The organism is Paenibacillus sinopodophylli (assembly GCF_005930355.1).
Classification (GTDB): Bacteria; Bacillota; Bacilli; order Paenibacillales; family Paenibacillaceae; genus Pristimantibacillus; species Pristimantibacillus sinopodophylli.
The window spans coordinates 1,905,135-1,920,825 of the sequence record NZ_VDBO01000001.1 but is presented as its reverse complement, the minus strand read 5'-3'; the positions used below and the strand labels follow the sequence as shown (position 1 = coordinate 1,920,825).

Sequence of the window (15,691 nt, the reverse complement as noted above, 5' to 3'; positions counted from 1 at the left end):
GATATTGGTATAGCCTGAACGACCCATTATTCATCACAATAAAAGGAACAGGATGAAAAAATTATGCTTCAACGCTTGAATAGAAGTATTCGTGATTTCCGTACCACATACAAAAAGCATCTGTTGTTCGAATATTTGTTCATGCTGCTGACCAGCTTCGTCATTATCCCGATTATTTCGTTTATATTCAACCGTATCATTCGTGTGGTTGGATCGGGTTCGGTGCTGAACGGAGAATTCTACAAAATCGGACTCAGCTATGCAGGTGTGGCCGGGCTAATTGCAATCTGCTTCGTTGCGATGCTGGTGCTATTTATAGAGTTTGGTGTCATCATCACAATCGCACAGCAGCATTATTTCGGTAAAAGTGTATTAATTTCAGATGCGGTTCTAACGACACTTAGACAAACGCCAAAGCTCTTCGGCTTCGGGATGATTCAATTGCTGTTCTTCCTGTTGTTTCTTGTGCCGTTTATTGATTCACCGCTATCTTCTTCGTTATACTCCCAGTTTAACGTTCCGATCTTTCTCAACAGCCGCATATGGGGGTCATCCCTAATGATGCTCACTGTTTACGGTCTATTGTTTCTCGCTGGTATCTATACAGTGCTTCGCTGGATATTTGTTCTTCATTTCATAATGATCGAGAACAAATCGATAACAGCTTCAATTAGAAGCAGCCTGCAGTTGACGAAGGGGAAGCGACTGTCGATCTTCATTAATCTTTTTTTACTGAATGCGATTGTGTTTCTGCTTGGATTCGTTACCATCTCCTCTATTGCTTATTTACCGTCGTGGCTGGATAACAATGTGCTGAAGGTGATTACGAACCAATATTCGTTAACGCTGTCGACGGTTCTTACCTATATGTTTGCTTTGCTGCTCGTACCAATCAATGTGATCTTTCTGACTAGGCTCTATTATCAATTCAATAGACAGTCTGGGGTTAGGCCATTCGACCAGCTTCGTTTATACAAAAGCCGCTGGCTTGGTCCATTGGAGAAGCGTATGTATGTTTATCTGGAGGGAAGAACGCGCACTCGTGTCCTCTATTTGACTGTAGCAGTCGTCTATTTGGCTCTGACGCTTACGGTTAGTTATGCGGCGAATGATAATTTGGTTTATGTGAAATGGAGCGTACTCTTATCCGCGCATCGCGGTGATACTGCTGCAGCGCCGGAAAATTCGCTCAGAGCTGTTAGAAGCTCGGTAGAACAGGGCATTGATGCGGTTGAAATCGATGTGCAGCTTACGAAGGACGGCGTCGTCGTGCTTCATCATGACTATAATCTACAGCGAATGACCGGACTTCCTAAGCGTGTGAATGAGCTGACCTATGACGAGGTTGCCAAGCTGAACATCGGGACGGGTAGTATCGATGACGGGGAGGTAGATCGGATTCCCATGCTGGCTGAGGTGCTGGCTGAGGTGCAGGGCAAGGCGAAGCTAATCGTTGATCTGAAGCCGTACGGTTCTGGCGAGGAGCTCGCTCGCGAGGTAGTGGCATTAATCGAGCAATTCGACATGGTAGAGGAATGCTATATTCAATCATTCGACAGGCAGACGCTTCAGCAAATCAGACTGCTGAATCCAGACATTCGGATTGGCCAAATTTTATATTTTGCAGTAGGCGACCTCTCGCTGTTAGACGTTGATTTCTACACGATTGAGCAGGTTATGCTGACGCAAGGGTTCGTAGAACGTGCACACAAACGAGGACGCGAGGTATGGGTGTGGACGGTGAACAGCGAGCGGAACCTGAAAGAAGTGCTTAAATTTGAGATCGACGGTATTATAACAGATTACCCAGCACGCGCACATAATTTGGTTGAGGTTAATTTATAAAGCGGGCCTTGGAAGGGAGCATAAGCAGATGACCCAAGTTGAGAAATACAGAACCTTCCTGATGTCGCTCCCGCAGGGCAGCTTGTCCAAAGAACAGTTGTTTGTAAGCGAACTGCGTTTATATGAAGAGCCAGGCATGTCCATCTATTACGTGCCATACGAATATGTGAATTCACAGGCTAAGGTTATGATTATCGGCATTACGCCGGGCTTCACCCAGATGGAGCTTGCGATCCGTAGTGCCCGTGACGATCTGCTTAGCGGAGTAGCGATTGAGCTTATTGATCAGCGAGCAAAGAAGCTTGCGAGCTTCGCCGGATCTATGAGAAGAAATTTGATCGAAATGCTTGATGTGATCGGGCTTGCGAAGGGACTAGGTATCGACAACTGCGGGCTGCTTTTCGAGGAAAGAAGAGACCTGCTGCATACAACTTCAGCCATTCGGTATCCAGTGTTCCAGCATGGCAACAATTATACAGGACACAGTCCGTCCATTCTGAAGTCGGATGTCCTTTATCGTTATGCAGAGGATATTTTTCTTCCAGAGCTGACTGCCTGCCAAGATGCGCTTGTCATTCCGCTCGGCAAAGCGGTCTCAGAGGTTGTGCAAGCATTCGCCTCGAGGGGACGGATAAGCAAAGATCGCTGCTTGTTCGACATGCCGCATCCATCTGGGGCGAATGGCCATCGCAAGAAGCAATTTGAGCAATTCAGGACAAGCATGGAACAGAAAGTCAGCCGCTGGTTCAGCAGCTAGAGCACGATAATTGAAAGCGGGGAATAATGGACGATGCACAGTAAAAAGGTACGTTTTTTAACCATCTTTGCGTCACTAGCCTGTCTACTATGGCTATTCGGCTTAGGATGGACGTTAAAGGATTATCTGATTGGGAAGCCGAGCTCGGCGTCGATTTCTCCCAGCACGGATGAACCTGTTGAAACCACCGAAGAGACGTCAGTACTCAAAATTGTCGCGTTAGGCGATTCATTAACGAGAGGAACCGGTGATATTGAAGGCAAAGGTTATGTTGGTTATGTCAGCGATCGCTTGAAGGCCGCGGGCAAGGATATTTCACTTATCAATTTGGGTATCAAAGGTTTAACTGCTCCACTCCTTGCGGATCAAATGAAGGAGAAAGAGGTTGGAAGGCAGCTTGGTCAAGCAGATGTTATCATGATGACAATTGGCGGTAATGATCTCTTCCTAGGTGGACAAACACTGTCTGATGTTTCAGAGGCAAGCATCCGTGCGCTAGAGGATCGTTATTTGCTAAATCTGCAAGAGATTCTCTCAGGCATTCGTGCTGTCAATACGGAAGCAACGGTTTACTTGCTTGGCTTGTACAATCCGTTCAGCGAGTTTGAGAATGGGGAGCAATTATCAGAGGTGGTCAGAGGCTGGAATTACAAAGCGGCAGAGCTGCTGGCTAAGGATGCGAAGACCGTCTATGTTCCGACCTATGATTTGTTCCAACAGAATGTGAATGAGTTGTTGTTTACGGATCATTTTCACCCGAACGAAAAAGGGTATTCGCGTATGGCTGAACGGGTAGCCGCATTGATAACAGGAGCAGAACAAGGAGGACAGCCATGAGTGACATAACGTTATCTGTGCAAGGACTGCGGAAGGTGATCGGCAAGCGGACGATTATTAAAGATTTGAGCTTCGAGCTGAAGCGTGGCGAGGTGTTCGGCTTCTTGGGACCGAACGGCGCAGGAAAAACGACGACCATTCGGATGCTTGTCGGCTTAATTAAGCCTACTTCAGGTTCGATTCATATATGCGGTCTGGATATTTCGAAGCATTTCACGAAAGCGATGAGGCATTTGGGCTGTATCGTTGAGAATCCGGAGCTGTATCCGTTTCTAAGCGGAATGGATAATTTGCGACACTTCGCTGTGATGATCAGCGGGATCACGCAATCCAGAATTGATGAGGTTGTGCAATTGGTCGGGATGCAGGACCGCATGAACGATAAAGTGAGCACCTACTCCCTCGGCATGCGTCAGCGTCTTGGCATTGCCCAGGCGCTGCTTGGCAAGCCGGATGTGCTGATTCTGGATGAGCCGACGAATGGACTAGATCCGTCAGGAATTCGAGAAATGCGTTCTTTTATTCGTTTCTTGGCAGAGGAAGAAGGATTAACAGTGCTTGTATCGAGTCATTTGCTGCATGAGATTCAGTTGATGTGCGATCGAGTTGCCATTGTCTCCAAAGGAGAAATCGTTCGAGTCGATTCTGTTGAGGCTCTATTATCCAGCGAAGAACGCCTCGTATGGCGGCTTGATCCAATTGATCAAGGCAAAGCTATTCTGCGTGAGTTGACGGCTATTGTTAACGAAACAGAGGAGTCCGTGACCACATCTTATATCGAGCATGAGGTTGGGGGCTGGAACCGCAGGCTGGTTGAGGCAGGGGTTACTGTGCTGGAGATGAACCGCAGATTGCCGGCGCTTGAGGATCTGTTCCTTGAGCTGACAGGAGGCGAATCCATTGATTAATCTTGTTCAGAATGAAATGACCAAACTGATGGGCAAACGTCGTTTTATGATCATTGCTATCATTATTATTGTGTTGCTCTCTATGTTTACCTACGCACAGTCGAAAGAGGCTGAGTCGATTCTGGAGAGAATCGGTACGACGGACTGGCGTACCGAGCTGCAGCAGCAAATCGTCGATATGCAGAACAGGCTGAGCAGTGCAGGGCAATGGCGCGAGCAATTCCAGATTCAGATTAAGCAGTCCCAATACTACTTGGACAATAATATTAATCCTGCTCAGCCGGGAGCGCCTACGTTCATTCGTGGGTTCGTGCAAAATTCCGCCGAGCTGTTTCTGCCGCTGCTCGTTATGATTATCGCTGTGGACATCGTTTCTTCTGAGAGAAGTATGGGCACGATCAAGCTGCTGCTGACTCGTCCTGTAAGCCGGTTCAAAATATTGCTAAGCAAATATATTGCGCTTATTTTATCCGTATCGATCGTTATCTTCCTGTTCGGCTCACTATCCTATCTGGTATCGGCGGTCATGTTCGGCAATCAAGGCTGGTCGGCTCCCGTACTGACTGGCTTCTCGTCGCAAGGCGGCGAGCTGGACATATCGGGCGTGCGACTCGTATCTCAGTGGCAATACATTATTCAGCAATTCGGACTTGCGTGGTTCATATCCGTCGTCGTGGGGACGTTGTCATTCATGCTCTCTATTCTCATGAGAAGCAGCGCGGCAGGTATGGGGACAATGCTGGCATGCCTAATATCAGGAGCCATTCTGAGCAATATGGTTTCCTCTTGGGAGTCGGCCAAATACTTGTTCATGGTTAACCTTGGACTCATGGATTATGTGAGCGGCTCGGCGCCGCCCATTGATGGCATGACACTTGGATTCTCCTTATCAGTGCTGGCTGTATGGATGCTGGGCTCACTGATCGTTTCCTTCACCGTGTTCATGAGGAAAGATATTTATTAATACGTACTTCTGGGGTCATTTTGTCCTAAAATGCCGCTTCTCTTCATATGCATGAACTAGAAGAGGAGCGTGATGATGATGGACAAGACTGTTCGCAGATACTATCAGCAAAAACAAAAGCAAAAAGAAATAGAGCAGGAGCTATCCGAGCTGCGCAATCAAATATTGGCGCATTTGACGGAGCAGGAAACAGGGGAGCTGGAGATCGGCAGCCATAAAGTGAAAATTGTCGTACAAGAGCGCAAGGAGTACGATGAGAATAAGCTTTACGAAGCGCTGCCTGATGCTGCGTTATGGCGGATGTTATCCAAGCCGGATACATCCAAAATCGCGAGTCTGATCAAGCTAAATGTTATTACAGAAGAAAAAATCAAGGATACATACGCTACGAAAACGGTTAAACTGCTTCAGGTGGATAAGAAATAACCGAGGTGGAGATGGATCGCGCAACAGGATACTTTCACCGCTGGACGGTGGTGGTAACATAATCAGACCGGCCCCAAGTGAGTGGGACCCTAGAAAAACGCAAAAAGGTGAGGAATGCTCCTCACCTCTCACAAACCTTGAGATTACTGAATTTTATTCCGTTTTGGTTAAGCTGTCTACAACAAACTTAAGCTGGGCTTCTAACGAAATCGGATCACTTAACACGAAGCCGCGGCTGTTCTCATGATAAACGTGATTATTTTTGACAGCTGGGAGGCTATCCCAGATACTGCCTTCAAAAATCGGAGCCGCATTGTCCTCGCCTGTCCAACCACTAATAAAGATAAAATCTCCTGCATATTCTGGCAATAGCTCAAGGGAAAGCTTGGCCCAGCCCTGGCCGCTGTCGATGGCTTCCTTCTGAATAATCGGCGGTGCCTTCAGACCGAACTCACTATAAATAATGTCCCCACCTCTGCCAAAACTACCGTAGGCATAAAATTCCTTAGCGCTTCCCGAATCGAAGATTGAAACAGTGCGATCACCAACTGCTTGCTGCACGATTGGTTTGTATTCGGCGATTTTAGCGTCCCACTCAGAAATCCAGGCTTTCGCCTGCTCTTCTCTGCCCGTCATCTTGCCGAAATCCATTAATTGCTCGCGTAGAGGTATTCCGTATTCAACAGCGACGGTCGGTGCGATTTTGGACAGCTTCTCGATCGTTTCAGGGTCGTTCCAGACTACAACTAAATCCGGCTGCAGCTCCAATATTTTCTCGTAGGGTACATCGTTGCCGATGTTGACAACGCCGTCCAGCTTGCCTTCTGTATAGCTGTTAAAGGACTCATCACCGGTTCCGACAGGCTTTAGGCCAAGCGCTAGTAAATGTCCGGTGAAGGCTCCAGCTACCATTACAATCCTTTGAGGGTTTTTGGGAATTTGCACCTCGCCGTTAACAGCGGAATAAGTTATCATCTCCGAGCTGCCGGTTGTATTTCCAATTGCTGTGTTGCTTGCATTATTCTCTGCGCCTGCAGTTGGGCTAAGCGTATTGCTTGTGCCAGTCCCTCCATTCGAGTTCGTTGGTCCGGAGCATGCGCTAAGCAATAGTGTTAGGCATAGCAAAAACGTAATTCCTACAGGTAGTTTGCTTCTATGCATTTGTAAATCTCCTCTTTCACCATATTGATAATGATTATCATCCTTAATATCAATATAACGACGAAGTCTGCGCGGAACAATAGATGATCCGAGCCTAATGATAGGACGATAAGAGCCTCTCGCTTCTTTTAAGGACTTATCCTTAAATTGCTTTGGTGTTGCTCCGTTATGCTTTTTAAACATTCTGATGAAATAGGACACGTCTGTGTATCCGACGCTAACTGCGATCTCTGGCAGAGATAGATCGGTCTGTTGCAGAAGCGCTCCTGCTTTGTCCATCCTAATGCGGATGAAGTAATCGATTATACTTGCGCCAGTTTCGCGCCGGAAATGCTTGGACAGATAGGGTACGCTGTAGTGAAAAGTTTGCGCGAGTGTCTCACGGGTCAGCGGCTCGGCATAGTGCTCCTGCATATAGCGAATAAGCTGAGAGGTAAGGTTAGGCTTAACGATGCTGACTTGCTGTTGATCCATTTGCCGAAGCAGCTCATATACAAATTGATAAAATAGTGTTTTCACATGGAGCCGTTCCAAACGTCCTTGTGCAAGCCATTCGCGCAGCATACGCTCAGCCAGTTCGTAGAGGATGGCAGGGTGGAGCGGAATAAAGCCGTACTGAAGCTGGAATGGCGATTGCCGATCTGTATGCTGCTCACCAGATCGTGGTAAGGAGGCTTTGTAGAAAATTAAGTAATAATGAAAGGATTCATCCGTTAGGATGATGTCTAGACTGCTGCCCTTGCCCCCATGAAGCATATAGAAACGCTTAGCAGCATGCTCATTTCCGTCCAAAATCATAGTTGCACTGCCTTGCGTTACGTACAGAAAGGCACTGGCAGGGAGCAGGTAAGGGCGTACGCACTCGCCGGCTTGTATGCTGATATGTCGTACATCTATGATTTTGAGCGCTGCATTATTCCAGACCAGTATGTGCTCTTGTACATTCACAGTTGCTTTCAATAGAGAGTTGTCTTCCTTCCGTGGGCTGCTGAAGCCAGCCTTAGATCTAGTGAGGTTATTATAATCATATTACTAGACTCTTGCAAAAAATGTGATAGGGAATCACGGGTTTATTAGTCAGTCCCGATTTCACGGAATCCGTAGACTTAAGCATCGTCAAGTTTATTTTGACGCTTCGTTTGGCGTTTAGCAAGCCTCAGATTTATCGTCTTATCTCGATGGTTAATGGCATTATGCAATGTGAAGGACACAATGGCACAAGACTGTGAGTAACAAGTGAATAATATAGGTTTCAACGTACATGCACTTCTAGGCGGCTACCCACATACAATAAAGAACAGACTTCATGTTCGCCCGGATCAAAAGACCTCTCAGGGAAAAAGATCTGTGGCAATACAACGCGGGGGTGTACGGTAAATGCCTGGATTATTCTCAGCGATTGCGCTTTTCATTAAACAGCTCTCATTGCTCGTCTCCTATGTCAAAAACAACGCCTTTCCCCAACCTCTTCAAGAGGAAGAGGAGTCCAAACACCTACAGCTGATGGCCGAAGGCAACCAGCGATCCCGTAATTTACTTATTGAGCACAATCTCCGATTAGTTGCTCACATCGTGAAAAAATTCGATAATACAGGTGAGGATCTTGAGGACTTGATCTCGATTGGGACAATTGGGCTGATCAAGGCAATCGAGAGCTTTCAGACTGGAAAAGGCACGAAGCTCGCGACGTTCGCGGCTCGCTGTATTGAGAACGAAATACTTATGCATCTGCGGTCATTGAAGAAGACGCGCAAGGACGTATCGCTGCACGATCCGATTGGCACGGATAAGGAAGGCAATGAGATTACGTTGATCGATATCCTCGGCACGGAGGCTGATGATATCGTGGATAAGGTGCAGCTGAAGATTGAGAAGAGTAAGATTTATAAGAACTTGGATATACTCGATGATCGGGAGAAGGAAGTTGTCATTGGCCGCTTCGGGCTGGAGCATGGCGGGGATGAGCGGACGCAGCGGGAGATTGCGAAGGAACTTGGGATTTCGCGGAGCTATGTTTCGCGGATAGAGAAAAGGGCGCTTATGAAGCTTTATCATGAGTTTTATAAGGCGAAGCGTTGATTGATGACTATAGACATAATTGCTGAAACTGATAAAGCCTAGGACTCAATTAAAGTCCATTCTATACAAATAAAGATGTCACCACCTTGTGGAGGCCACTGAAAAAGTCTTTTAATCAAAGAAGGTACTGTTCCTCAAACTCATTGAGGGGCAGTGCCTTTTTTACTGTATAATTAGCCTATTATAGCGAAAGGCGTGAAGCCCTTGTTCCAGCCTCAAATCTCATTTGCGTTCAGCCCTTACACGGCACTATATGACCTCATTGTGCCTAAGGATAAAATGCTGCGGCAGATCAACGAGTTGGTGGATTTCTCCTTCGTCTACGACGAATTGAAATCGAACTACTGTCTGGACAACGGACGCAACGCCATTGATCCAGTGCGGATGTTTAAATATTTGCTTTTGAAAGCCATTTTCGAGCTGTCGGATGCAGACCTCGTCGAGCGTTCTCAGGACGACATGTCCATCAAATACTTTCTTCAAATGGCGCCGGAAGAGCCGGTTATCGATTCGAGTTCCTTAACCAAGTTCCGTAAATTACGGTTGAAAGATATGAATCTGCTGGATTTGCTCATTGGTAAAACAGTCGAGCTCGCTCATGCACAAGGTATTCTAAAAAGCACATCCATCATCGTAGATGCGACGCACACGAAAGCACGGTACAACCAGAAATCCCCCCGAGAAATTTTACAGGACCGTTTCCGAAAATTGCGAAAAGCCATTTATACCATCGACGAGTCGCTAAAGTCCAAGCTACCTGCGAAGAACGCGGTGGATACGCTCGAAGCAGAGATCGACTATTGTCAGAAACTCATAGAGACGACCGAAAACAAGTTAGGAATCCCGTTACTGCCCAAGATCACAGAGCCGTTGAACTTGCTCAAAGAAACCGTTGAAGATGACGCCCAGCAGTTGCGCATTTCGGAAGATCAGGACGCTCGTGTTGGTCATAAAAGCGCGGATACTTCGTTTTGGGTACAAGACACATATCGCTATGACGGAAGAAGGAATCATTACGGCGGCCATTATCACAACCGGAGAGAAGCACGACGGCAAGCAACTGCAGGCGCTCATCTCCAGGCTTCACCCGCAGATTACCCAAGGCGCACGCAAGAAGGAAGACGAATTTGAATTCAACAAAGACGCAGGCATGTATGTATGCCAAGCGGGCAATATGGCGATTCGTAGAGCACGAACGGGCAAGAAGAGGGTAGGAGCCAATCAGGTTAACACGTATTATTTCGATGTTGAGCTTTGTAAGAAATGTCCTTTTAAAGAAGGTTTCTATAAAGAAGGAGCCAAAACGAAAACGTATTCCGTGAGTATAAAATCCGACGTGCATACCGAGCAAATGGCTTTTCAAGAGACGGAGTACTTCAAAGAAAAAGCAAAAGAACGATATAAGATTGAGGCCAAAAACAGCGAACTTAAGAATCGGCACGGGTACGACGTTGCCGATTCCTCGGGTCTGTTAGGTATGCAAATACAAGGGGCAATGGCGATATTTGCAGTAAACTTAAAACGAATCCTGAAGCTGGCAGATTAATAACGCAGCGAAAAGCCGTGAAAAATGCGACACCAACCGGAAATCCGGATCTGGTGTCGCATTTTTTTGCCGACCACATGGGCTCATCGAAAAATCATAAGTTCTTCAGTGCTTCGCAATTTACAGGTGTTTTATGCTGATTTTCGGCTTTTAAGTGTGATGATTGTTCAGCGTATGGTTTATCTGATGGCTGGGCTGGTCCACAAAAACTGACCCCGCCAATCCTCAGAGAAATGTTACGATTCAGGGGACAGGTAATATGCTAGTTGCCGTTGGTGCGTTGCAAGCGCGAACATAAAGTTTTCTTTACATTTCATATATAGCACAATCTACCATGATAAATTAGAAGTAATAATTGTAGGTTTTTGGCGAAAAAGAGTTAGCTGTCATGTGAGAAGGTAGATGCAGCCGGATACTTGGACCAAGGCATCGATGCATGTGATGACATTTGTAATTAGGGGGGGATAGCGTGAATGTAAAACCCATGCAGTCGGTCAGTGATTATTTCAAAGCGATGCAGCAAAGGAAGGACGCACATGCGACGAAGGATCAGACGCAGTTGACATCTATTCGAAATATACTCATGCTGGGTAAGAAGCTGCGCACCGACGAAATGAACTACTTGCAGAGACATGATCCCAGTTTGTATGATCAAGCAATGAGCCTCTCGATGGAACGCCAAGCGTATGAGGGCGCATTGCAGCATAGTCGTAGCAAAGCGGATGCGAACTATTACAAAACATACAAGCTGATGCAGATTGCCGGGCAACTGAAGCATGGTGGTTCCGAGGAGCTACTGATGCGTACGAACTCGATTCAGGAAACCCATCGCGAGTTCGTTCGATCGAGCAAGTATGCCTCACTGAGGTGAGATGGGGCTTAAACGCCAGTATTGTAACGGGTGATAAAGCAGGCAATATGAAGCTGGAGTTAAGATGCGACTAAACAGGAGCAGATCATGCTTTCGAAGAAACGAGCGCAAGCGGCGGTCGAATTCATTCGTACGCTGCATCAGCTTGTAGTGATCGAACGAGTGACATCAGATCAGTGGTAAGAGGGGTGCCCTGAAGGCTGTGAACTATTGGATTCAGGGCACCCCTCTTTGATTATTTGCCTTGACTCTGCTCATTCCAACATGTGGAGTGCTGTCCACTGTTAGTTCGGAAAGATTAATATATCAGATGCAAAGGTGTCTAGCCTCCTCATTTTGAGGGGGCTTTTCTTTTGTGAGAGGTCATGATTGGTCATTAGGTGTGCGTGTTATGGTACTATAGAAATGAGGCACAATACACGATTTTATCTAAAAAGTTGAGTTTGTGAAAATAAGAGTTGATGATGAAGAGTGATAAGTAATAATTGATGATTATTTTCATATCGGCGCGGCGATTGTTCCGAATAGTCATTGTGAAAACTGTTGGAGTGTAATTATCTATTTCGATAAATATGATAATGAGTTCTGTCCCTCCTGTAACAAATGGTTGTCTGCTCCGTGTGGAGATTATCTTGTATTTATTGTTGAATTTTACCTATTAAGATTTTAGAAATCAAAACTCTTGCTGAAAAGTCACAAGAGACTATGGAGTAACAAACTATGAAAATAATGTGGTGTTGGCGTTGTAACTGTGAAATGCCTATGTTAGATGAAGGAGAATATTCTCGGATTCATAAGTTGTATGGTGATTGTATGAAAGCAAATAAGGAGTTTAGGCAAGCGCATGGGCTATCATTAGAACAGATATCTATGGATGAGAGATTTAGTCCTGTCGTAAAGGAATACGAAAAAATAACTGGTGTTTCAGGCGTTCATTATAATGCAATTATGCATCATCAGATATCTTTATTTGGCGAACCTTGCCGATATTGTGGCAAGCCATTGAGAACATCAAACGCAAAGCTATGTGCTAGTTGTGGTCAGCCCAACTGAAAAAGAAAGGTAAGTGCCAAATGAATCGGCATAATTGTCCCTGTTGCGGTTATCCCACACTAGAAGAAAGACGAGGTTGGGAGATTTGTTGTTTATGTAATTGGGAAGATGATGGACAAGATGACCCCCACGCAAATAAAGTTTGGGGCGGTCCAAATCAAAATTATTCTCTTACAGAGGCTCGGGAGAACCTTGAAAAATATTACATTATGTATAGAGATAAACGAAGAATGCTAGATCGAACGAATAAAGAATTTCAAACAAAGATAAGTTTAATTAATGCATTTGAAAAACTTAGGACCGCAAATAATGAATCTGCTCAACAAATATTGCAGGAAATCGATTTCTTGGAAAAGGCACTAGATGATATTGTTCACGAAAGTACAGAAGACTACAGCAATAACATAGAGAAAAATCAAGAAATCATAAACCTAATTAATTACGATAACCCAGAGACAACAGTGAGAGGCTTGCTTTCCCTAACATTAAATGTGGATAATGGGGAGTTTGTACAAGTTAATGATGCCTTGAATGATGAGAGTGAATTTGTTAGAGGACATGCTCAGTCAGCTTTAAATGACATAAAAATGTTTTGTAAGTAGTCACGCTTCAGGGATTATCTCTGAGGCGTTTTTTTATTGAGGAGTTGAGTGACGATTAAATCCAATTTAGTATTTTCAGTAGGAACAAATACCATCTTAGCTTATCTATATAACGATAGTGATAAGAATACGTTTGTTCATTTACATCGTGTTGTGGTAAACATCGTCAAAAAATTTGATAATACAGGTGAGGATTTCGAGGACTTGATCTCGATCGGGACGATTGGATTGATCAAAGCCATCGAGAGCTTTCAGACTGGAAAAGGCACGAAGCTCGCGACGTTCGCGGCTCGCTGTATTGAGAACGAAATACTTATGCACTGGAGAACATTGAAGAAGACGAGCAAGGACGTATCGCTGCATGATCCGATTGGCACAGACAAGGAAGGAAATGAAATTACGGTAATTGATATCCTTGGTACTGAGGCCGATGATATCGTGGATAAGGTGCAGCTTAAGATTGAGAAGTCAAAGATATATAATAATATGGATATACTCGATGACCGTGAGAAGGAAGTCGTCATTGGCCACTTCGGGCTGGAGCATGGTGGAATGAGAGGACGCAGCGGGAGTTTGCAAGCCTAGAGCAATCGAAATCAAGGCTGAATCCACGTCTTGGCTTACTGCGGACAATAGGCCATACAAACAGCAGCTTGAATGGATAAGTTCACTAGACCATTGTCATACAATGGACCAATTCCTGGACCTTGCAGTCCGCTATTATGGTACGGAAAAGGGATTTATTGTGGGTAGCGAGGGAGAGAGCTACGCCGTTGAAAAGGAAGGCTCGTTGAGCGATAACAGCGGAGCTTCGAACAGTGAATCTTTTGTCCGTTATGTACTGAAAACAGGTGAATCTGTAATACTTGTGAATGCTTTGCACAGCTCCTATTCCGCTGATCCTCTATTCGTAGAAACCAGTCCCAATCCGTACTATGTATGCCTGTTCTTTTCACAGGAGGACTAACGCCATTCGCACTTTACTTGGAGAACAGTCTCATAGCCGGCGTTTTCACTCAAGAAATACGGGTCATGCTGGAGCAAATGATTGCCCGAATGATGTATGTGAAATCATTAGATGAAGCTGGCAGCCAAAGTTATTCACCAATCGTTCCAACAGATGATCCGTCATCAACTTCTGCGAAAGCTTCACAGCTGTTATTCGAATCACTGACGAATTGTGAAACGGAGATCCTGTACGCGCTGACAGATGGATTGACGAGTAAGGAAATTGCCTATCGATTCGGATTAACAGAAGGGACAGTTAAAAGTTATATACATCATATATACGGAAAACTGGGCGTTAAAAGAAGAAGTCAGGCAATTGCCCGTGCAAAGGAGTTAGCACTCATAAATTAGACTTTTTTCTACAATATTTGCGAAACACTAACTTTGGTTAGTGTTTTTTTTATGGCTTGGGACCTATACTTATGTCCGAATTCAATCGTGGTATGGAGGAGAAAACGACATGAGTACAAGATTTCGAGCAAGTAGGAAAGTAACGTCTATTATCTTAGCGATGTTGATGGTACAAGGCGGATGGAACGGGCTGTTCGACAGAGGGATTCAAGTATCTGCATCAAGGGAGGTTCTTATCTGAATTCCGATATTTTTCAAGGTTATAACTAAGAATCAGGTTATAACTTATGAAGATTTTGTGAACTCTTGATATTTTTTTATCTAGATTTTGTTACTATAACTAATAGAATGTAAATTTTTGCTAGACACTGTCTGGCCCTGCAAGTACAATTTACTAGTATACTTGTCGAAATATAGGAGTTGAGGCTTGTGTAAACCATTGTGGTTTCGACAGATCGATTCAAATAGATTGTTTTGGAGTTGGGGTAACAATTGCATAAGGCAATTCCAATGAAACAAATGCGAGATTTCTCAGAATTGGTTGACCCGGACGAATTTGTACTCTTCATATTAATATAAAATACATTCTAGGCAAGAGAGGTTGATTTCAAAATGAAAGAGAAACAGAATAAGAAGAGGATATCTAAGTTACTGATGAGTTTCTTGTTGTTGTTCCTTCCTGTGATACAGCTAGCTGTAGGCGCGACTGCGGCCTTTGCGGCAACCGAGCCAGCAATCACAAGCATTTCGCCGACGGCGGGTCCGACTTCCGGAGGAACGACCGTCACGTTGACTGGTACGAATCTGTCTGGTGCAACAGCGGTGACGTTTGGTGCAACAGCGGCGACGGGCTTTACCGTAAATTCAGCAACGCAAATCACAGCAACGGCTCCGGCGGGTAGTGCGGGAACGGTAGACGTAAGGGTAACGACGGCGGGCGGCACATCAGCGACATCGGCGGCGGACCAGTATACGTTCATAGCTGCGCCGACGATCACTAGTATTTCGCCGACGGCGGGCCCGACGATTGGAGGCACGACCGTCATTTTGACCGGTACGAATCTGTCTGGTGCAACAGCGGTGACGTTTGGAGGAACGGCGGCGACGGGCTTTACTGTAAATTCAGCAACGCAAATCACAGCAACGGCTCCGGCTGGCTCGGGAACTGTAGACGTGAGGGTAACAACGGCGGGCGGCACATCAGCGACATCGGTGGCGGACCAGTATACGTTCATAGCTGCGCCGACGATCACTAGTATTTCGCCGACGGCGGGCCCGACGAC

At 45.6% G+C, this 15,691-nt stretch carries 13 protein-coding genes and 2 pseudogenes; 14 read left to right on the top strand and 1 reads right to left on the bottom strand.

The window, feature by feature from the left end; genetic code table 11:
- Positions 1-63 precede the first annotated feature (63 nt).
- The 6 genes from FGT79_RS08560 (at position 64) to FGT79_RS08535 (ending at position 5,737) form a co-directional block, all read left to right on the top strand.
- The gene (locus FGT79_RS08560; protein ID WP_138752265.1) at positions 64-1,845 is read left to right on the top strand and encodes a glycerophosphodiester phosphodiesterase; all 1,782 of its coding nucleotides are present in this window, start codon (positions 64-66) and stop codon (positions 1,843-1,845) included.
- A gap of 28 nt (positions 1,846-1,873) precedes the next feature.
- Complete coding sequence (locus FGT79_RS08555; RefSeq protein ID WP_138752264.1) at positions 1,874-2,602, top strand: uracil-DNA glycosylase family protein; 729 nt, start codon at positions 1,874-1,876, stop codon at positions 2,600-2,602.
- 33 nt (positions 2,603-2,635) lie between these two features.
- A complete protein-coding gene (locus tag FGT79_RS08550) occupies positions 2,636-3,439 on the top strand; it encodes an SGNH/GDSL hydrolase family protein (protein ID WP_138752263.1) in 804 nt (267 codons plus the stop codon).
- Positions 3,436-4,347 (top strand): ABC transporter ATP-binding protein, encoded by a 912-nt coding sequence (locus FGT79_RS08545; RefSeq protein WP_138752262.1) that lies wholly within the window; start codon positions 3,436-3,438, stop codon positions 4,345-4,347. The genes FGT79_RS08550 and FGT79_RS08545 overlap by 4 nt, the downstream gene beginning before the upstream one ends.
- Positions 4,340-5,311 carry an ABC transporter permease gene (locus tag FGT79_RS08540; RefSeq protein ID WP_138752261.1) on the top strand — a complete coding sequence of 324 codons (972 nt, stop codon included), beginning with the start codon at positions 4,340-4,342 and terminating at the stop codon, positions 5,309-5,311. The genes FGT79_RS08545 and FGT79_RS08540 overlap by 8 nt, the downstream gene beginning before the upstream one ends.
- Before the next feature lie 78 nt (positions 5,312-5,389).
- Positions 5,390-5,737: a hypothetical protein gene (locus tag FGT79_RS08535; RefSeq protein WP_425465011.1), complete on the top strand. Its 348-nt coding sequence runs from the start codon at positions 5,390-5,392 to the stop codon at positions 5,735-5,737.
- Positions 5,738-5,890: 153 nt separating this feature from the next.
- Here the strand turns inward: FGT79_RS08535 and FGT79_RS08530 are convergent, their stop codons facing one another.
- Positions 5,891-7,858: an AraC family transcriptional regulator gene (locus tag FGT79_RS08530; RefSeq protein ID WP_138752259.1), complete on the bottom strand. Its 1,968-nt coding sequence runs from the start codon at positions 7,856-7,858 to the stop codon at positions 5,891-5,893.
- 417 nt (positions 7,859-8,275) lie between these two features.
- Here FGT79_RS08530 and sigK point away from each other — a divergent pair, with 417 nt between their 5' ends.
- The 8 genes and pseudogenes from sigK to FGT79_RS08490 form a co-directional block, all read left to right on the top strand.
- A complete protein-coding gene (sigK, locus tag FGT79_RS08525) occupies positions 8,276-8,977 on the top strand; it encodes an RNA polymerase sporulation sigma factor SigK (protein WP_138752258.1) in 702 nt (233 codons plus the stop codon).
- Between the two features lie 204 nt (positions 8,978-9,181).
- Positions 9,182-10,523, top strand: a pseudogene (locus FGT79_RS08520) (transposase).
- 469 nt (positions 10,524-10,992) lie between these two features.
- Positions 10,993-11,394, top strand: a complete 402-nt coding sequence (locus FGT79_RS08515) for a hypothetical protein (RefSeq protein WP_138752257.1) — start codon at positions 10,993-10,995, stop codon at positions 11,392-11,394.
- Between the two features lie 1,073 nt (positions 11,395-12,467).
- Positions 12,468-13,049: a CPCC family cysteine-rich protein gene (locus FGT79_RS08505; protein ID WP_138752255.1), complete on the top strand. Its 582-nt coding sequence runs from the start codon at positions 12,468-12,470 to the stop codon at positions 13,047-13,049.
- A 93-nt stretch (positions 13,050-13,142) separates the two neighbouring features.
- Positions 13,143-13,627 (top strand): annotated as a pseudogene (locus FGT79_RS08500) (sigma-70 family RNA polymerase sigma factor); the annotation flags it as partial.
- 361 nt (positions 13,628-13,988) lie between these two features.
- Positions 13,989-14,408 (top strand): response regulator transcription factor, encoded by a 420-nt coding sequence (locus FGT79_RS08495; RefSeq protein WP_138752254.1) that lies wholly within the window; start codon positions 13,989-13,991, stop codon positions 14,406-14,408.
- Between the two features lie 109 nt (positions 14,409-14,517).
- Positions 14,518-14,649 carry a hypothetical protein gene (locus FGT79_RS32235; protein WP_281285910.1) on the top strand — a complete coding sequence of 44 codons (132 nt, stop codon included), beginning with the start codon at positions 14,518-14,520 and terminating at the stop codon, positions 14,647-14,649.
- Positions 14,650-15,020: 371 nt separating this feature from the next.
- Positions 15,021-15,691, top strand: a 671-nt coding sequence (locus FGT79_RS08490; RefSeq protein ID WP_212758530.1) for an IPT/TIG domain-containing protein, incomplete at its 3' end; no start/stop codon positions are given.